This window comes from Massilia mucilaginosa, from assembly GCF_011682145.1.
Taxonomy (GTDB): domain Bacteria; phylum Pseudomonadota; class Gammaproteobacteria; order Burkholderiales; family Burkholderiaceae_D; genus Telluria_A; species Telluria_A mucilaginosa.
In genome coordinates, this window is sequence record NZ_WHJH01000027.1 from 1 (window position 1) to 17,584 (window position 17,584).

Below are 17,584 nucleotides of genomic sequence, written 5' to 3' on the forward strand. Positions count from 1 at the left end.
TGGAAGCTCAGGCGGTCGAGCAACTGGAATTCCATTTGTTCGTCGCTCAGGTTGAACAACTGCTGGATCAGCAGGACGCGAACCATGAGTTCGGTCGGGAACGGAGGACGCCCGCCGCGTTCGCGGCCGGGACGTGGAGCCGCTTCGTCAACCGCATCGGCAAGCGCGATGAAGTCGACATGCTGCCCCATCACCTTGAGCGCATCACCAAGCTTGTTCAGCTTGGCTTCGCGCTCTTGGTCGGCAAACAGACTCGTCTTGATCATGAAATTGGGGCAGCAACGTGGAGCCGCTATGATGCCACGGCTGGGTCGGTTTTTCGAGGTCCCCGCCAGTTGTATGCCAGCTTCGATTCGTCATCGTAATACTGCCCCTGGAAGCGGATCGGACAGTCTGTCTTGCTGACAATCGTTTCTTCAACCTCGCCCCACAGATTGCTTTTCGCCTGCCAGGCAATAGCTCCGTCGGCATCGATCAGTTCCTTCGGCGTGCCGATGTGGTCCAGCACCACCGCGTACGTCTGGCTTGTTTCCTTGCCTTTGCGCCGGATCGTCTCGGTCTTGGCAAGCGGGCGGAAGCTGTCGGGCTCGTAGTCCCAGGTGGCGCAGATCTCCTCGATGAGCTCCGAGCCGCCATTGCCATCCGGCTTTCTTCCAAAACGCCGCTCTTCCGCAACCGTGTGACCATCCCACAGGTAATTAACCTCTGTAAAGCGCGCGGCGCTATCGCTCGGAACCTGCTTTTTGGTCAGCCTGCGGCCTAAGGCATCGTATGTGTATTCCCAGGCATCGCCGTCGGGCGTGATCACGCGCTTGAGACGGTTTTCGCTATTCCACACATAGTGCCAGTGCTGTTGCCGGCCCCAGCGCTTGCCTTCGATACGGGCAATCACGCGGCCTTCCGGGTCGTATTCATACTTGACCTTTCCAGCCTGCATGAGCCTGCCGCGCTGGTGAACGCGCTGCCCCAGCGTATCGGCATTGCTGTCGTCGGTGCCCAGCATCGCTTTTTGCTTGATGGCGTCGATCAGATTGCCCGCCAGATCATAGGCATATTGCTCGCCGCCATTGTCACGGCGCGCTTGCGTCACCCGGCCAACTTTGTCGTAGCCGATGTCGATGACGCCAGCGCTGCGCTCGCCCAGCTTGCGCGGGTTGCCGTTGCCGTCGTAATTGACAGCACGTTCCTGCAGCGTGCGCCCCTGCTGGCCCTGGTCCGACGCAATGCCGGTCCACTGGCGCGTCAGGCGGTTCAGCTGGTCATATTGCTGATCGATGCGGACGCCACCCGGCAATTGACGGCCCGTCTCGCGCCCGCTGCCGTCATGGCGGAAGCTGAACGTCTGCGCATCGGGCAGCGTCAGCTCGATCGGCAGGCTGTTGGCGTCGAATTCCCACACGCTGCTATGCCCGCCGGAACTGGTGCGCTCGGTACGCCGGCCCATCAGGTCGTAATCGCTGGTGATGCTGCGGCCGTTCTGGGTTTCCCTGACAACACGGCCCTGCTCATCGCGCTCGAAGCGGATGTCGCTGTCGGCGTTGACGGCGCTACTCAAGCGGCCCAGGACATCGTAGGTATAGCGGGTGCTGCCCTCGCTGGCGATCTGCTCGAGCAACTGGCCCGCGTGGTTGCGCAGGTAGCGCGTGTGCTGGCCCGAAGGCGTGCGTTTCCCGATCATCAGACCGTCGGCATCGACCTCGTATTCGACCCTGCGGCCGGCGAAATCGGTTTCCGCGATCACGTCGCCGGTGGCGTTCCGCACATAGCTCCAGCGCTCGCCGGTCGGGTTGATAACGGCAACCAGACGCAGCTCGGTATCGTACTCGTAGCGCGTGACGGCGCCGTTGGCCTCGGTGGTTTGCTTCAGCCTGTCGAAGACGCCGTAGGCATGGCGGGTCACGTTGCCCAGTGCATCGGTGCGCGCGATGCAATTGCCTTCAGGATCGTACTTGGCAAGGTGGCGCGCGCCATCGGGCAAGGCGATCTCCAGCGGCTTCCCTTCGACGTTGTAGACGTAGTGGCTGGTATTCTGATGCGGATCGGTACGCGCGGTAACGCGGCCAAAGGCGTCGCGCGTGAGCCGGGTGGGGTTGCCCAGCCAATCGGTGGCACTGGTCAGCAAGCCGCGCTGATCGTGCGCAAAGGCCGCCGTGGCACCGGCTGGATTGACGACGCGCAGCACATTGCCGTGCGCGTCGTGCTCGAAGCGCGTCCACGCGCCGTTCTCTCCGATCTGGATCAGGTTGCCGCGTTCGTCGTAATCGCGTTCGACGCGCTTGCCGTCAGGCGAGGTCATGGCGACCGGAAGGTCGAGCTGGTTGTAGACGACGACGGTTTCTTTGCTCAACGCATCGATGTGACCGACCAGATTGCCACGCGCATCGTATGTCCAGCGCAGAACCGCCTCGCCCGGCGTGAGCGCAGTGATCAGGTTGTAGTGCGCGTCGTAGTCGAACTTGCTCACCCCGCCGCGCGCATCGACTTCCTTGATGACCTGGAGTGCGTCGTTGTAGTGGAATTCGGTTGGGTGACCCAGTGAATCGGTGTAAGTGTTGACCTTGCGCATGTCGTCGTAGACAAAGCCGCCGGTCATGTGGCCGCCGCGACCGCCGCTGGTCTGCTCGCAGCGCCCCTTGGCGTCGTAGCGGTAGCCGATCCAGACACCGTTGCGGTCTTGCCAACGCGTCAACCGATGGGCATCGTCATAGGTGTAGGTAAGCGGCAAGCCGCTGCTGTTGACGATGGCCGACAGCTCGCCGTCAGCATGATAGGCGTAGCTGACCAGTGTGGTCTGTGCACCGCTCGCGTCCAGCAAACTGATGCGGGTAATGGTGTGTTCGCTCGCCTCGACCTTGAGCCGCGTGCCACCGCTGTGGCGCACCTCGGTCAGCACCGCGCCGTCGTAGATCAGCGCAATCTGGTTGGCGTTGCGGTCGGTAATGGCCGACAAATGCCAGTGGGTCGCATCGCGCTGATCGAAGCGCAAGGTGGGCTGATGGTGTTGCTCAAGTAAAAAGTGGCCGTCGTGTCGCGTGACGCTGTAAGTTTGATACACGCAATGAATGACGCTCGCCCCCGGCTCCGGCAAGTCGAAACGCATCGATGCGCCGTCCTCGGCGTGGAAGACCAGTTCCGCCTCGCCGACGACTTCGATCCATTGGCCCCAGGTGCTGGCCCAGGCTTTGCCAAATACCGTGCCGCTCGGATTGCCCGAGTTGTGGAGGCGGCGCAGCACGATGGGCAACGCGCCCGGCAAGGCGAGATCGGTCTGTTCCAGAATGACGTTGCCGGTGATGACGTCGATCGGATCGCCGCACTTGCAGATTGTCCCGTCCGGACGTTCCTTGGCGGGGTTAAATTTGCTCATGCCAGGCACGCCTTCTTTGATAAAGGCAGTGGCCGGTGTCTTCGGATTGGCAATGAACCTGTTGCCAAGTCCAGTCCCGATTTTTGCGCCCCGCGCGCCCCCGCGCCAGGCGCCGAGCAGCATCATCGCCTTCTGGCCGTCCGAACCTTGGCCGAAAAGCTCGCCGCCGGCCCATGCCCCGACCTCAGCGCCCGCATAGCCGGCCGCAAATGCGGCACCCACGACCAGCGGGCCGGCCAGCAACAAGCCCGCACCCACGCCTGCGACGAGCAATACCGTGTGCACATCGTCCGATACCTCGGGCGTGATCAGTTCGGCAAGCGTAGTGTCCGTCGGGCCACCCACGAAGACATTTGGCGAGCCGGACTGTATCTTTGCGCTGCACAGAATCAAGTCGCCCACGCGGGCGAACGGCTTGCCGTTGACGAACACCGTGGACGAGCCTTCCGCCACAAGCTGAGGCGTGGGGGCGTGGCTGGCGCAGACCGCGGTATCGACCTGGGCACGCGCCACCGCCTTGCCGTTCGCAAACACATTCGGCGAGCCGGTCTTGACCTGCCCAGTCACGTTGGCGCCAAAGATCTGACTGGTCACGTTCATCGAGCCGACCACTTCCCCGACACCGGCGCCACCGGCCGCTGCGGCTACCACCCCAGCGACGGCGACGAGAGCCAGTCCGCCGGTGGCGACGACGACCGCACCGACCAACACGCCCGCCAGCGCGCCCGCGACCAAGCCGACCACCAGGCCGGCCACGGCATGGCTATGCGCAATGGGATCGTCGATACGTCCGGCCGCCGCGCCCAATCACGACTCCTGCGCCGGCTGGGCCACGGCTGGCATCGGCGCGTGCAGGCGCATGCTGCCAAGCATGGCCTCGAACGCCAGATTCCACTCGTCCTTGAAGGGGCCATGACTGGTACCGGTCAACAACAATGCCTTGGCACGGTCAGCGCTTGCGCTCTGGACGAACACGGCGACCTGGCGCTGGTGCATGTCGCTGTCACCGTTGCGCCAGGTAAAATGCAACTCAACGGCCGCCGAGCCGTCGACGACCAGCGCGCGCTGGCCTATCAGTTCGAATTTCGGCAATGCCTTGCGCATCTCGTTGGCCAGTGTGCCGGCGAAAGCTTCCACGGTCGTTTCGGCGAAGGCCTCGGCGCGCGAGATGACGAACGAGAAATCGCTCGGGCCGCTGTCGTTGATGATGAATTGATTGACCGTGCGGTCTTTCAGGCTCGGGTGCAGGTCGAAGCTTGCTTCGTCGAGATTGTATTGGCTCATTGCTGTGGTTGTTGTTGGTGGAATAGGATCGTGGGCTCAAGCCGTAGTGGACGTTTTGGCCCCGCTGAGCTCATCGCCAGCCAACCGGCTGATCGAGAATTGGACTGTGGCCACGCTTGCACAGGAAAAGGCAAATGTGCCGCATTTCCCGCTCTGCCCGAGCCGATAAGCTGGGCCTGGCGGTGTCGTCCAATCTGCTGTCATTCTGCCATCGGACTTGCATTACACTTAACTCTTAGCAATTTTTCTAGTGTTAATGTTATCATTTACAAATCAGAATGCAGTGATAGCCCTTGATCCTCCAGCCGATGCAAACCGCTGTATCCGGCTCCCGCCGTTCAGGCCGCGCCGCCCAGGATGTCATTTCCGGACAGCTCTGCCGACAACTTCCAGAACAATAACGAAAAGCAATATGCACGCCAATCCCGCATTCCCGCCGCCCGCATCGACAGCCCGGCCCGCTTACCTGCCCTGGTATGTCCACGTCGGCTTGATGGTGTTCACCTTGAATACCTTCTTCTTCGCGCACGTCTTTTTCGGAACCAGTTTCTATTTTTGGGTATGGTCGACCATCATTCCCGGCATGCTCCTTGCCGTTGCAGGAAAGGGCAACCGGCTGTTTTTCGCGGCGCTCCTGGTGCTGGTCAATGCGATTGCGTTCGCCGGGCTGGGATTGCTGGAGATCGATAGCAATGCCATCGGCGTGTTCTCAGGCATGCTCATCTGCATCCTGGTGGTACTGTGGCCCGCCCTGCTCTTCTGGCTGGCGCATACGCTCAATATGCGCCAGCGCACGCAATCCACCCAGGCCGGCGGAACGGTTGCACATGGTGGGTGGCAGCAGTCATGACATACATCATTGTCGATTTCGAGGCAACCTGCTGTAACAACGGGCACATTGCGCGCGATGAGATGGAGATCATCGAGATCGGTGCGGTTGCCTTGCACGGCAATGGCCCGTTTACGCTCGGCGAGTTCCAGGCCTTCGTCAGGCCAGTCCGGCACACGCAACTGACAGCCTTTTGCAAACAGCTGACCAAGATCCCGCAGCAAAAAGTCGACAGCGCGGATGGCTTTGGCGCAGTGATGGAACGCTTCTCCATCTGGATAGCCTCATTCGATCAGGCGATTTTTTGCAGCTGGGGCGACTACGACAAGCATCAACTACGGCAAGACTGCGAATACCATGGCATTCGCTATCCGTTTGGGGATGAACACATCAACATCAAAAAGCGCTTCGCCGACAACATGAGCATGCGCAAGCCTTGTGGACTCGAACAGGCACTGGCCAAGGTCGGCCTGGAGTTTGAAGGCCAGCCGCACCGGGGCATCGACGACGCCCGCAACATGGCCAATTTGGCGCCGTATCTGTTCTTTTGATGCGCCGGGATCATCCAGTCGATCAGGATATTGGTGTCGAACAGCACTAGTCCCGCCATGCGGACCTCAACTCTCTTTGGTAGTCCAAGCCGTCGGCCGGGATATCCGGTCGCCGCGCCCAAATATCTGCAACTTTCTTTAGAGCAGCCATACGGCGGGCACGACGTTTTTCGATCGACTCTTCCGCTAACGCGTCGGCTACCGCGTTGGCTGGCGCGGTGGCAGCGATGACATGAGGGTCATCGCGCGATTGCTTCAAAATTGCCATAGCGGACCTCCAATCAGGTGAATGCCGGTGTCGGCATAGCGTATCGCAAACCGGAAATACCCCCTTCCCCCCTCTTGCCAAGTTCACGTCGCCGCTAGAAAAACTGCCGCCAGTCCGCCAGCCAATCCGGAAAGCGCTGCGCTTCCATCGGCCGGGCGATGTGATGGCCCTGCGCGTACGTGCAGCCCAGTCCCTGCAAAAAGTCCCAGTCCTGGCGCGTCTCCACACCCACCGCGCACGACTTGCGGTCAAGGCTGCGCGCCAGTCCCAGGCAGGAACTGAGCACGGTCGCCAGCGAACGTTTGCGCGAGGCGCCGTCGACAAAGCTGCGGTCGATCTTCAATTCCGAAAACGGCACGCGCGCCAGTTGCTGCACGTTCGAGCGCCCGGTGCCGTAGTCGTCTACCGCCAGGCCGTAACCCATCATGCGCAGGCGCAGCAGGCGTTCCAGAAAACTCGGGTCATTGGTCAGCACCGCCGATTCGGGCAGCTCGAAGGTAAGAAGCGATGGCGCCACGCCGTGCCGGCCGGTGCACACGCCAATCTGGCGCAGAAAATCCGGATGACCGATGGTTTCCGCCGACAGATTGAGCGAGATCGCGGCGGGCAGTCCCTTGTCCTGGAAGGCGCGGCAATGTTCGGCCGCGCCTTCAATCATGGTCCAGTCGAGAAAGTCGATGCGGTGGTTCTGTTCCAGCGCGTCGATAAAGGCGGCCGGCCCCAGCACGCCGTGCTCGGGGTGGATCCAGCGCGCGAACACTTCCAGCCCCTTCACCTCGCCGCTGGCCAGCTCGATCTTGGGCTGGAAAAACGGCTCGAACTGGCGCGCCTGCAGGCCCACGCCCACCTGCGCAAAGCTGAAACGCGGCACCGCGCGGCGCTCCTGCACCGGGGCTGCCGGCGGCGTGTAGTGCGACAGCACCGCTTCCAGATGGCCGCCGGTGAGCGGCTTGGGGATGGTGCCGAGCAGGTCGAGCCCATACGCGAGCGCCAGGCTTTCGACCGAAAACAGCAGGCTGGCGTGACAGCCGCCGGTGATGATGGCGCGCGTGCCGGTATTGAGCACGGTGATGTCGCGTATCAGCTCCAACCCGTCGCGCCCGGACAGGGCCAGGTCGATCACGGCGATGTCGATCGGCGGGCCGGCCGGCGCTTCGATCTGGCGCAGCGCGGCGTCGCCGTCGGCGGCCACGCTGATGCGGCTCGCGCCCAGGCGCCCAAGCATGTCGATCAGGGTCTGGCGCTGCGCTGGGTCGCCGTCGGCGACCAGAAAATGCAAGTGGGCGATGTCCATCATATCTCCGCTGAAGTCCGAGTATTGACATTACCCCGGGATTGCAGCGTCGTCTATGCTGTCAAGAAACTGTTTCGCCTGACTTTGATGAAATCTGCCTCGACTGTTCAAAAAAACCCACAGGTGCACAGGCGGCTAGCTTGCACAAGAACCAGCCCCAGACGCAACGGGGCCTTCCTCAAGTAGCAGGTCTGTGCAGGCAATCCAACACCAGCGCATCCAGGTCCACCCACGCATCTTCCAGACGAGCAAATTGTTCCAGGCGGACCGTCGGTGGCCCGTCATAACTGAGGAACATATTGCGCACAACCTGAGGCAGGGTATACAAAGAGCCCACAAGGTCCTTATCGATCACAGTTTCGTGCTGCAATACGTCAGCCAGCTCCGACAGCAGCCCCTTGAGCCTGTCCAGCTCCGCATCCTCGTACAGGCGCGTCATGCGCACGGTAAAGGCGAACTCCTCCATGCAATCCATGACTTCCCGCTTGAATTCGCTGTTCATTCAACAACTTCCAGGACGCGGACGAGCTTCATGCCGATTGAATCTGCCGCAACTGTTCAAAGAAACAGACAGCCGCGCACGCGGCCACGTTGAGCGATTCGATCTGGCCCAGGTGCGGAATGACGACTTGATGGGTTGCCAAGGCCAGCAAATCGTGCGCCACGCCCTGCCCTTCGTGCCCGAGCAGCCAGGCCACCGGGCGCGCCAGGTCGACGTCGTACAGGCGCTGCTCGGCGTAGCCGCTGGTGGCCAGCACCGGAATCGCGGACGCCTTGACCAGTGCGGCCAGGTCGACGTTTTCGTGGATGTCGACCACGAAGTGCGCACCCATGGCCGCGCGCAGCACCTTGGGCGACCAGCAGAAGGCCGTGCCGCTGCTGCAGTAAACCTGGGTGATGCCGGCCGCCGCCGCGCTGCGCAAAATCGAGCCGACGTTGCCCGGGTCTTGCAGGTTGTCCAGCAGGACCGCCGAGGCGGTGAGCACGCCCGGCGCGGCCAGCACCGGGGTGGCGATCAGGAACATCAGGCCGACGCCGTGTTCGACCTGGCTTAAAGCGTTGTACAGCGCGTCCGGCATGGCGGTGACATGCGCGCGTGCTGTTTCGCACTGCATGACGATGTCGGCCACTTCCGGATTGGCCAGCGCGCCTTCCGAGACGATGCAGTGCAGCGGCGCGCCGCGCAGCGCCAGGTACGACTGGCACAGGTGCACGCCGTCGAGCAGGGTCTGGCCGGCCTTGCGCCGCGCCTGCGAACTGCCGGCGAGGTGTTTCAGGTCCTTATAGAGCGGATTGTCGCGCGAGGTGATGGTTTTCATGCGGCCTCGCCAAAATCGAACGACATGTCCATGCCGACGATGGTGTTGGCCACCGATACCGGCAAGGTGGCGCGCACGGGCGCGAACGAGCGCCGGTGCACCGGGCAGGCACCGTGCTCGCGCAGGCGCGCCAGGTGCAGCGCGGTGCCGTAGCCCTTGTGCTGGTCGAAGCCGTACTGCGGATACAGTTCGTGCAGCGACACCAGGGCGGCGTCGCGCGCGGTCTTGGCCAGGATCGAGGCGGCCGAAATGGCGTGCACCTTGTCGTCGCCTTCAATAATCGGGTGGCAGCGCACCTGCATCACCGGGCTGCGGTTGCCATCGATGAGGGCGATGGTCGGCATGGTGGACAAGGCTTCCACCGCGCGCCGCATGGCCAGCATGGTGGCCTGCAAGATGTTGATGCTGTCGATTTCCTCGTGCGAGCATTCGGCAATCGCCCAGGCCAGCGCGTATTCCTTGATCTGCGGGGCCAGCGCTTCGCGCTTCTCGGCGCTGAGCTTCTTGGAGTCGCGCAGGCCCTCGATCGGGCGGTCCGGATGCAGGATCACGGCGGCGGCGAACACCGGGCCGGCCAGCGGGCCGCGCCCCGCTTCGTCGACGCCGCAGACGATATCGTCCGGCGTGAACGGATAGGCGTTCTTTTTCAGCCCCGGGTAGAAATTGACTTTTTTGGTTCTCATGATGACTTCTTCGATGCCGCGATAACGCGCATGACGGCGGCCGCGCTTTCCTGCGCGCTGTTGCGCAGCAGGCTGTGGTGCATCTCGGTGAAGCGCTGCACCAGCAGCTTGCGGTTGGCCGCGTTGTTAAGTTGTTCCCACATGGCGTCGGCCAGTTTTTGCGGGGTGACATCGTGCTGCAGGATTTCCGGCACCAGGAATTCGCGCGCGAGGATGTTCGGCAGCCCGATCCACGGCTGGTAACCCATGTGGCGCATGATCTCGTACGAGGCACGCATGACTTTGTACGCAATGACCATCGGCTTCTTGAACAGCGCCACTTCCAGGGCCGCCGTGCCGGACGCCACCAGCACCGCGTCGGCGGCGGCAATCGCTTCGTGCGAGCGGCCGTCCAGCAGGTCGATGCGCACCGACTGCAAGCCGGCGTTGGCGATCAATTCGGTGAAGTACTGGCGCTGGCGCTGGCCCGCCATGGGCGCCACGAAACGCAGCTCCGGGTCGCGCGCGGCCAGCAGCTTGACCGCGCCCACAAACGGTTCGGCCAGGTATTTGAGTTCGCCCATGCGGCTGCCCGGCATGAGCGCGATCACGCGCGCATCGAGCGGCATGCCGAGCGCCGTGCGCGCCGCCGCCACGTCGGGCTCCGTGGGAATGAGCTCGGCCAGCGGATGGCCGATGTAGGTGCATGGCACGCCGGCCTTGCGGTAGATCTCTTCCTCGAACGGGAAAATCACCAGCATGTGCGAGACCGCCTTGATGATCTTCTTGATGCGCCCACCGCGCCAGGCCCAGATCTGCGGGCTGACAAAGTGCACGGTCGGGATCCCGGATTCTTTGAGCTGCTGTTCGAGCCCGAGATTGAAGCCCGGGTAGTCGGCGCCGATGAACACGTCCGGACGCTCGGCCAGCAGGCGGTCGCGCAGCGTGTTCTGGATGCCCTTGATCTCGCGGTAGCGCGGAATGATTTCGAACAGGCCGCGCACGGTCAGGCGGTCCATCTCGATGTCCGACACGAAGCCTTGTTCGGCCATGCGCGGGCCGCCAATGCCGTGGAAGCGCGCGTCGGGAAGGAGCGGGCGCAGGCCGGCCAGCAGGCGCGCGGCGAGCATGTCGCCGGATACCTCGCCCGCTACCAGTGCAACAGACACCCCGGCCGAAGCGGCGCCGGCGCCCCGCCCTGAATCAGCGGACAATGCCACGGGACGCAGTCCCCAAAAATGCCAGCATGGCGCCGATATCAAGCGCGGCATCGGGCGATTCGTGCTGCTGGTCGACCAGGGCCGCCTTGGCTTCTTCGAGCGTCATGCCGGAGCGGTAAATGAGCTTGTAGGCGGCGCGCACGCCGTCGATCTGCGGCCGGGTGAAGCCGCGCCGTTTCATGCCTTCGATGTTGACGCCGTGGGCGCTGGCCGGATTGCCCGAGACCAGCACGAACGGCGGCACATCCTGCGTGAGGCTGGTGTACATGCCGATAAAGGCATGCGCGCCGATCTTGCAGAACTGGTGCACGCCGGCGAAGCCGGACAGGATCGCCCAGTCGCCCACTTCCACGTGCCCGGCCAGCTGGGCGTTGTTCGAGAAAATCGTGTTGTTGCCGACCTGGCAGTCGTGCGCCAGGTGGCAGTAGGCCGAGATCCAGTTGTCGTGGCCCAGGCGGGTGACGCCTTCATCCTGCACGGTGCCGGTATTGAAGGTGCAGAATTCACGCACCGTGTTGCGGTCGCCAACTATCAGGCGGGTTGGTTCGCCGTCCCATTTCTTGTCTTGCGGCGGTGCGCCGATCGACGAGAACTGGAAGAACTTGTTGTCCTTGCCGATCGTGGTGTGGCCTTCGATGACCACGTGCGGACCGACCACGGTGCCCGCGTCGATCGACACGTGCGGGCCGATGATCGAAAAGGCGCCGACGTCGACGCTGGAATCTAGCTGCGCGCGCGGGTCGACGATGGCGCTGGGATGGATCGTGGCCATTTAGTTCCCCATCGGCTGGCTCGCGTCGCTCGCGCTGCGGATGGTGCACATCAGTTCCGCTTCGAGCGCGATGGCGCCGTCGACGCTGCCGACCGCCTTGTATTTCCAGATGCCGCGCGAGCAGCGAATGATCTCGATATCCATGCGCAGCTGGTCGCCGGGACCGACCGGGCGCTTGAAGCGCGCGTTGTCGATGCCGACAAAGTAGACGACCGAATTCGCATCGGGTTTCACGCCGATCGACATGAACGACAAAATCGCCGCGGTCTGCGCCATCGCTTCGATCATCAAGACGCCCGGCATGACCGGCTTGTGCGGGAAATGGCCGTTGAAGAACTCTTCGTTGGCGGTGACGTTCTTGATCGCGCTGATCGACTTGTGCGCTTCCCAGTCCAGCACGCGGTCCACCAGCAGCATCGGATAGCGGTGCGGGAGGTATTCCTTGATCTGGCAGATGTCGAGGGTCTTGCCGGGTACGCCTTTGTTGTCGGTAATGGTCATATGTCTTCTATTTTTGTTCTGTGAGTGCCTTGACGGCTTTTTCGAGCGCGCGGATTTTTTCGCGCATCGACGTCAGGTTGCGCAGCAGGACCGCGTTCTTTTCCCAGTCGCTGTTCTTGGCGATCGGGTAGAAGCCGGTGTACTGGCCCGCTTCCTTGATCGAGTTGGCCACCAGGCTGCCGGCGGTGACGTACACCTTGTCGACGATGGTGATGTGGCCCGAGACCATGGCCGCGCCGCCGAAGGTGCAGTACTTGCCGATGGTGGCGCTGCCGGCCACGCCGACGCAGCCGGCCATGGCGGTGTGCGCGCCGATGTGGCAGTTATGGCCGATCTGGATCAGGTTGTCTAGCTTGACGCCGTCTTCGATGACGGTGTCGGCCATGGTGCCGCGATCGACCGTGGTGTTGGCGCCGATATCGACGTCGTCGCCGATCATCACGCGCCCGGTCTGCGGAATCTTGACGTACACGCCGCCTTCGTTGGCAAAGCCGAATCCGTCGGTGCCGATCACGGCGCCCGAATGGATGACGCCGCGCTTGCCGATCTGGCAGCGCGCATGGAAGGTGGCGTTCGCGAACAGGCGGGTGCCTTCGCCGATGACGGCGTCGCGTCCGACGAAGCTGCCGGCGTCGATGACGGCGTTGGCGCCAATCACGGCCCCTGCTTCGATGGTCACCTGCGGGCCGATATGCGCGCTCGGATCGACTTTGGCGCTCGGATGCACGCTCGCGCTGGGATCGATGCCGGCCGGCGCCGCGATCGCATCGAGCGAGGCGAAGTACTGGGCGGCGTAGGCGAAGTAGACGTGCGGGTTGTTGACGACGATGCGCGCGCCCGGAAAGGTCGCGCCGACCAATTCGTCGTCGGCGCTTGAGACGATCATTGCCGCCGCGCCGCTCTGCGCGGCCTGGGCCCGCAGTTTGCTGTTGCTGAGATAACTGATGTGCGAAACGCCTGCGTCAGCCAATGACGCGACACCGGATACCTCGGTATCCGGGTCGCCAATCAGCTGTCCTCCCAAGCGTTCGACCAATTCACCTAGTCGAGTGCCCATCTTCGATTCCTATCTTGTTGTGGGGACCTCGCTAAACCTACTGCGCGGCGCCATTTTCGCCCTGCGATGCTCACCGTACCTTCGTACGGCTGCGCTTCTCGGACGAAACTGACGCTGCTCGCTACGGTTTTTCGGGGTCCCACTGTTTGAATTTATTTGTCGAGCTGTTTCAGGATCTTGTCCGTGATATCGATGCGCGGGCTGGTCCAGGCCGATTCCTGCAGCACGATATCGAGCTTTTCCTGCTCGGCGATCTGTTCGATCAGCTTGTACGCCTTTTGCGCGATGTTGGCGCGCTCTTCGCTTTTCCGCTGGATCAGGTCTTCGCGGAACTCGCGCTGGGTACGCTGCACGTCCTTTTCGAGGTCGAGCAGTTCGCGCGCGCGCCGCGTGCGCTCCAGTTCCGGCAGGGTCGGCGCGTCGGTCTCGAACTTCGCTTCCATCGACTTGAAGCGCGTCACGGTGTCCTGGATCGACTTCTGGCGCTTGGAAAACTCGGCCTCGATCTTGGCGTCGGCGGCCTTGGCCAGCTTGGACTCGGTCATCAGGCGTTCGGTGAAAACGTAGCCAATCCTGCTCGGCGCGGTTTGCGCCTGGGCCAGCGAGCACGCGCACAAAGCCAGCAGGGCAAGATGCTTGGGCCAGGAGGCAGTCACAGTGTTCAACATAGTTCTCCGCAATCTAAAATGGAAACGGTCGCGTGATGCGATCAGAAACCGGTACCCATCTGGAACTGGAAGCGTTCCAGGCGATCGCCAGGTTTCGCGTTCAAAGGCTTAGCATAACTCAACTTGAGCGGACCGACCGGCGAAATCCAGCTCACGCCCAGGCCTGCCGAGTAGCGCAGTTCGTTCAGGCGCATTTTCTGGTCTTCGCTGTAGACCTGGCCGGCATCGGCAAAGCCGAACCAGCGCAGGCTGCGGTCGGTACCGCTGCCCGGGAACGGCATCTGCAGTTCGGCATTGCCGATGATGCGCTTGGCGCCGCCGACGGCGTCGCCGTTGCGGTCGACCACGCCGAGCGACTGGCTCAGGTAACCGCGCACGGAACCGATGCCGCCGCCGTAGAAGTTCTTGAAGACCGGGTACGGGCTGCCCTTGATGCCCTGGCCGTAATCGAGTTCACCGCGCAGCGCCAGGGTGATCTTGTTGGTCAGTGGACGGTACCATTCCTGGTTGTAGATCGCGCGGTAGTATTTGGTGTCGCCAGCGAGGTCGAGTTCGATGTTGAAGCGCTGGTAGCGGCCCGCCGATGGCGTGATCGCGCTGTCGCGGCTGTCGCGCTGCCAGGCGGCGGTGAGCGGCAAGGCGTTGGTGGTGGCGGTGCCGATGCCGCTCTCGATGCCGGTGATCTGGCGCACGTAGTCCTGGTAGCGGGTCGGGCTGGTGATGTCGGTTTCGATGGTGGTGCGTTCCAGGCCGACGCCGAAATAGACGGTATCGGTTTCGGAGAACGGCACGCCGTAGTTGACGCGGCCACCGGTCTGCTTGACCTTGTAGGTACCCTGGTTCAGCGCCGGCGGATTGAGGGTGCGCAGGTACAGTTCGAACTGCTGCGACACGCCGTCTTCGGTGAAGTACGGATTCATGTGCGACAGCGCGATGGTGCGGCTGTAGTCGCTGGTGTTCAATTCCATGCCGACCGTGTTGCCGCTGCCGGCAAAGTTGGCCTGCTGGATCGACGCCGTGAAGGTGAATTTTTCCGCCTGCGAGAACGAGCCGCCGATCAGGAAGTTACCGGTCGGTTTTTCGGTCACGGTCAGGTTGACGTCGACCTGGTCGGAAGTGCCCTGCGCTTCCGGCGTATCGATGGTCACTTCCTTGAAGTAGCCGAGGCGGTCGACGCGGTCGCGCGACATCTTGATCTTGTTGCCGTCGTACCAGGAGCCCTCGAACTGGCGGAACTCGCGCCGAATGACTTCGTCGCGCGTGGTGGTGTTGCCGGCGATGTTCATGCGGCGCACGTAGGCGCGCTTGCCCGGATCGACGAAGAAGGTAAACGCCACCTGGCGCTTTTCGCGGTCGATTTCGGGATTCGCATTGACGTTGGCGAAGGCGTAGCCGAAGGTGCCCATGCGGTCCGAAATGAGCTTGTTGCTCAAGGTGAGCAGGTCGCCCGAGTAGGTCTGGCCGGGGCGCAGGCGCACCAGTTCCTTGAGCTCGTCCTCGCGCCCGAACATTTCGCCTTCGAGCTTGATGGCGGAGACGGTGTACTTCTCGCCTTCGGTGATGTTGATCGTCAGGTAGATGTCTTTTTTGTCGGGCGTGATCGAGACCTGGGTCGATTCGACGTTCGCTTCCAGGTAGCCGCGGTTCAGGTAGAACGATTTGATCGACTCGATGTCGCCGGTCAGCTTGGTCTTGGAATACTGGTCGGCCTTGGTGTACCAGGTGAACCAGCCGGAGGTGCCCAGTTGCAGCACTTCGCGCAGTTCCTTGTCCGAGAAGGTCTTGTTGCCGACGATGCTGATCTGCTTGATGCGCGCGACCTCGCCTTCGTCGACGTTGAACATGACGGTGACGCGATTGCGTTCGATCGGGGTCACGGTGGTGGTGATCTTGACGCCGTACAGGCCGTGCGACAGGTACTGGCGCTTGAGTTCCTGCTCGGCGCGGTCCACGGAGGCCTTGTCGAAAATCTTGGTTTCGCCGACGCCGATTTCTTTGAGCGCCTTGACCAGCACGTCCTTTTCGAATTCCTTGGTGCCGGTGAAGTCGACGGTGGCGATCGCCGGCCGCTCTTCGACCAGCACGACCAGCACGCCCTTTTCTTCTTCCAGGCGCACGTCCTTGAAGAAGCCGGTCGCGTACAGGGCCTTGATGGCGGCGATGCTTTTCTCATCGTTGAACGTTTCGCCGACGCGCACCGGCAGGTAGCTGAACACGGTACCGGCTTCGGTACGCTGGATGCCCTCGACCCGGATATCCTTGACCACGAACGGATTTACTGCAAGGGCTGGTCCGGCGCACAGCGCCAGGACGGCAGCGCCGATTAAGCTGCGACGAAAGAAAGGCAAGGCAAAACGTTCAGAATTTAATTTCATTGGGGTTATTCAATGGTCAATCGTTGGGACAACGTACATATGTATTCGCGGAAGGCGTGGGCGCCGGTTGCACCAGGCGGTTCACGTCATTGAAGAGCGCCAGGGCCATCAGCATCACCAGGAACACGATGCCGGCGCGCTGCGCCAACTCGACTACACGGTCCGGCAGAGGGCGCCCGGTCAAAACTTCCAGCGAATAATACAGCAAAAGCCCACCGTCCAGAACCGGAATTGGTAACAGATTCATCACTCCAAGACTGACGCTGACGACGGCGATAAAGCTCAAAAATTCCATCGGACCCATGCGCGCGGTCTTGCCGGCGTAGTCGGCAATCGTGACCACGCCGGTCAGATTGGTCAGCGAGACCTGCCCGGTCACCATCTTGCCGATCATTTTCAGGCTCATCACGCTTTGCTGCCAGGTGGTCGCCGCGCCGGCGGCAATCGCCTCGAGCGGGCCCAGGGTGACCTCGACCATCTCCGGCTGCGAGATGATCTGGGCATTGATGCGCGAGAGATTAGTGGCTTTATTCAGTTCCGGCGTGACCGCCAGGGTGAGCGTGCGGCCGGCGCGTTCGATGACGAATTCCATGGTGCGTCCGCACGCATTGCCGACCAGCTTCATCAGCACCGAGCCGTCCGGCACGGGTTTGCCGTCGATGCTGATCACGCGGTCGCCAGGCTGCATGCCGGCGCGCCCGGCCGGGCCTGCGGGATCGGGAATCTTGCCGATGGAAACCGGGGTCAGGAAGACGGAAATGCCGAGTTCGCCGAGCAGGTCGCCTTCGACATTCTTCCCGGCCAGCGCAGCCGGCGGCAAGGTGGCGCTGTAGCGCGCCCCGCCCTGCTGGGCGACGTCGAGACGCACGCCGCCCTTGTCGAGCACGGCCTTCAGGGTTTCCCAGCGCAGCTCGGCGTAGGTGCTCACCGCTTCGCCGTTGACGGCCACGATGCGGTCGCCGCCGCGCAGGCCGGCCTGGTAAGCGGGCGTACTCGCTTCCATGCCGCGCACGCGGGTGCCGATTTCGTCCATGCCCACCATATACAGGCTGCCGAAGACCGCAATCGCCAGCAGGAAATTGGCGACCGGACCGGCGGCCACGATGGCGATACGCTGCCAGACACTCTTGCGGGTGAACTCGCGCGCCTGGTCGGCTTCGGACGTGGCGCGGGTATCCGGATCGCGGTCGTCCAGCATGCGCACGTAGCCGCCCAGCGGCAGCATGGAAATGACCCACTCGGTCTGGTCGGCGCCGAAACGGCGCGACCAGATCACCTTGCCGAAGCCGAGCGAAAAGCGCAGCACTTTCACGCCGCACAGGCGGGCCACCGTGTAGTGGCCCAGTTCATGGAAAATGATCAGCGGTCCCAGCGAACACAGGAACGCCAGGATGGTGGTGAGAAAGGTCATCGGGTG

Annotated in this window: 16 protein-coding genes; 2 read left to right on the plus strand and 14 right to left on the minus strand. The window is 62.6% G+C overall.

Translation table 11 applies throughout. From position 1 onward, the window contains the following. The 3 genes from F2P45_RS20030 to F2P45_RS20040 all read right to left on the minus strand — a co-directional run. A partial coding sequence (locus F2P45_RS20030; protein ID WP_166879074.1) for a transposase occupies positions 1 to 266 on the minus strand: 266 nt, incomplete at its 3' end. Positions 267 to 292: 26 nt separating this feature from the next. Continuing rightward, on the minus strand, positions 293 to 4,174 hold the full coding sequence (locus tag F2P45_RS20035) for a PAAR domain-containing protein (protein ID WP_166879077.1): 3,882 nt from the start codon (positions 4,172 to 4,174) through the stop codon (positions 293 to 295). Continuing rightward, on the minus strand, positions 4,175 to 4,651 hold the full coding sequence (locus tag F2P45_RS20040; protein WP_166879079.1) for a DcrB-related protein: 477 nt from the start codon (positions 4,649 to 4,651) through the stop codon (positions 4,175 to 4,177). 412 nt (positions 4,652 to 5,063) lie between these two features. On the opposite strand from F2P45_RS20040, the gene F2P45_RS20045 reads away from it, so the two are divergent. Together F2P45_RS20045 and F2P45_RS20050 are read left to right on the plus strand one after the other, a co-directional pair. Next, positions 5,064 to 5,501 (plus strand): hypothetical protein, encoded by a 438-nt coding sequence (locus F2P45_RS20045; RefSeq protein ID WP_166879082.1) that lies wholly within the window; start codon positions 5,064 to 5,066, stop codon positions 5,499 to 5,501. Beyond that, on the plus strand, positions 5,498 to 6,031 hold the full coding sequence (locus tag F2P45_RS20050; protein ID WP_166879085.1) for a 3'-5' exonuclease: 534 nt from the start codon (positions 5,498 to 5,500) through the stop codon (positions 6,029 to 6,031). The genes F2P45_RS20045 and F2P45_RS20050 overlap by 4 nt, the downstream gene beginning before the upstream one ends. Positions 6,032 to 6,393: 362 nt before the next feature. Here the strand turns inward: F2P45_RS20050 and F2P45_RS20055 are convergent, their stop codons facing one another. The 11 genes from F2P45_RS20055 to rseP form a co-directional block, all read right to left on the minus strand. Then, positions 6,394 to 7,593, minus strand: a complete 1,200-nt coding sequence (locus F2P45_RS20055) for an EAL domain-containing response regulator (RefSeq protein ID WP_166879087.1) — start codon at positions 7,591 to 7,593, stop codon at positions 6,394 to 6,396. A 178-nt stretch (positions 7,594 to 7,771) separates the two neighbouring features. Further along, complete coding sequence (locus tag F2P45_RS20060) at positions 7,772 to 8,095, minus strand: hypothetical protein (protein ID WP_166879090.1); 324 nt, start codon at positions 8,093 to 8,095, stop codon at positions 7,772 to 7,774. Positions 8,096 to 8,123: 28 nt separating this feature from the next. Further along, positions 8,124 to 8,912, minus strand: a complete 789-nt coding sequence (locus tag F2P45_RS20065) for a TrmH family RNA methyltransferase (protein WP_166879092.1) — start codon at positions 8,910 to 8,912, stop codon at positions 8,124 to 8,126. Continuing rightward, the gene (gene rnhB / locus F2P45_RS20070) at positions 8,909 to 9,595 is read right to left on the minus strand and encodes a ribonuclease HII (protein ID WP_166879095.1); all 687 of its coding nucleotides are present in this window, start codon (positions 9,593 to 9,595) and stop codon (positions 8,909 to 8,911) included. The genes F2P45_RS20065 and rnhB overlap by 4 nt, the downstream gene beginning before the upstream one ends. After that, positions 9,592 to 10,704, minus strand: coding sequence for a lipid-A-disaccharide synthase (lpxB, locus tag F2P45_RS20075; RefSeq protein WP_229505189.1), 1,113 nt, complete (start codon positions 10,702 to 10,704; stop codon positions 9,592 to 9,594). The genes rnhB and lpxB overlap by 4 nt, the downstream gene beginning before the upstream one ends. A 73-nt stretch (positions 10,705 to 10,777) precedes the next feature. Then, positions 10,778 to 11,566, minus strand: coding sequence for an acyl-ACP--UDP-N-acetylglucosamine O-acyltransferase (gene lpxA, locus F2P45_RS20080; RefSeq protein WP_166879101.1), 789 nt, complete (start codon positions 11,564 to 11,566; stop codon positions 10,778 to 10,780). Then, complete coding sequence (gene fabZ / locus F2P45_RS20085) at positions 11,567 to 12,067, minus strand: 3-hydroxyacyl-ACP dehydratase FabZ (protein WP_054262906.1); 501 nt, start codon at positions 12,065 to 12,067, stop codon at positions 11,567 to 11,569. Positions 12,068 to 12,074: 7 nt separating this feature from the next. Further along, a complete protein-coding gene (gene lpxD / locus F2P45_RS20090; RefSeq protein WP_166879104.1) occupies positions 12,075 to 13,124 on the minus strand; it encodes a UDP-3-O-(3-hydroxymyristoyl)glucosamine N-acyltransferase in 1,050 nt (349 codons plus the stop codon). 152 nt (positions 13,125 to 13,276) lie between these two features. Continuing rightward, positions 13,277 to 13,792, minus strand: coding sequence for an OmpH/Skp family outer membrane protein (locus tag F2P45_RS20095; protein ID WP_166879107.1), 516 nt, complete (start codon positions 13,790 to 13,792; stop codon positions 13,277 to 13,279). Positions 13,793 to 13,833: 41 nt separating this feature from the next. Then, positions 13,834 to 16,167, minus strand: coding sequence for an outer membrane protein assembly factor BamA (bamA, locus tag F2P45_RS20100; protein WP_166879110.1), 2,334 nt, complete (start codon positions 16,165 to 16,167; stop codon positions 13,834 to 13,836). 16 nt (positions 16,168 to 16,183) lie between these two features. Further along, positions 16,184 to 17,578 (minus strand): RIP metalloprotease RseP, encoded by a 1,395-nt coding sequence (rseP, locus tag F2P45_RS20105; protein WP_166879114.1) that lies wholly within the window; start codon positions 17,576 to 17,578, stop codon positions 16,184 to 16,186. Between the last annotated feature and the right edge of the window lie 6 nt (positions 17,579 to 17,584).

Excerpts from the sequence above, each read along its gene's own strand:
- F2P45_RS20040 (WP_166879079.1), bottom strand. The coding sequence starts at position 4,651 with ATGAGCCAATACAATCTCGACGAAGCAAGCTTCGACCTGCACCCGAGC.
- F2P45_RS20045 (WP_166879082.1), top strand. The coding sequence starts at position 5,064 with ATGCACGCCAATCCCGCATTCCCGCCGCCCGCATCGACAGCCCGGCCC.
- F2P45_RS20050 (WP_166879085.1), top strand. The coding sequence starts at position 5,498 with ATGACATACATCATTGTCGATTTCGAGGCAACCTGCTGTAACAACGGG.
- F2P45_RS20055 (WP_166879087.1), bottom strand. The coding sequence starts at position 7,593 with ATGGACATCGCCCACTTGCATTTTCTGGTCGCCGACGGCGACCCAGCG.
- F2P45_RS20060 (WP_166879090.1), bottom strand. The coding sequence starts at position 8,095 with ATGAACAGCGAATTCAAGCGGGAAGTCATGGATTGCATGGAGGAGTTC.
- F2P45_RS20065 (WP_166879092.1), bottom strand. The coding sequence starts at position 8,912 with ATGAAAACCATCACCTCGCGCGACAATCCGCTCTATAAGGACCTGAAA.
- rnhB (WP_166879095.1), bottom strand. The coding sequence starts at position 9,595 with ATGAGAACCAAAAAAGTCAATTTCTACCCGGGGCTGAAAAAGAACGCC.
- lpxB (WP_229505189.1), bottom strand. The coding sequence starts at position 10,704 with ATGCTCGCCGCGCGCCTGCTGGCCGGCCTGCGCCCGCTCCTTCCCGAC.
- lpxA (WP_166879101.1), bottom strand. The coding sequence starts at position 11,566 with ATGGCCACGATCCATCCCAGCGCCATCGTCGACCCGCGCGCGCAGCTA.
- fabZ (WP_054262906.1), bottom strand. The coding sequence starts at position 12,067 with ATGACCATTACCGACAACAAAGGCGTACCCGGCAAGACCCTCGACATC.
- lpxD (WP_166879104.1), bottom strand. The coding sequence starts at position 13,124 with ATGGGCACTCGACTAGGTGAATTGGTCGAACGCTTGGGAGGACAGCTG.
- F2P45_RS20095 (WP_166879107.1), bottom strand. The coding sequence starts at position 13,792 with ATGTTGAACACTGTGACTGCCTCCTGGCCCAAGCATCTTGCCCTGCTG.
- bamA (WP_166879110.1), bottom strand. The coding sequence starts at position 16,167 with ATGAAATTAAATTCTGAACGTTTTGCCTTGCCTTTCTTTCGTCGCAGC.
- rseP (WP_166879114.1), bottom strand. The coding sequence starts at position 17,578 with ATGACCTTTCTCACCACCATCCTGGCGTTCCTGTGTTCGCTGGGACCG.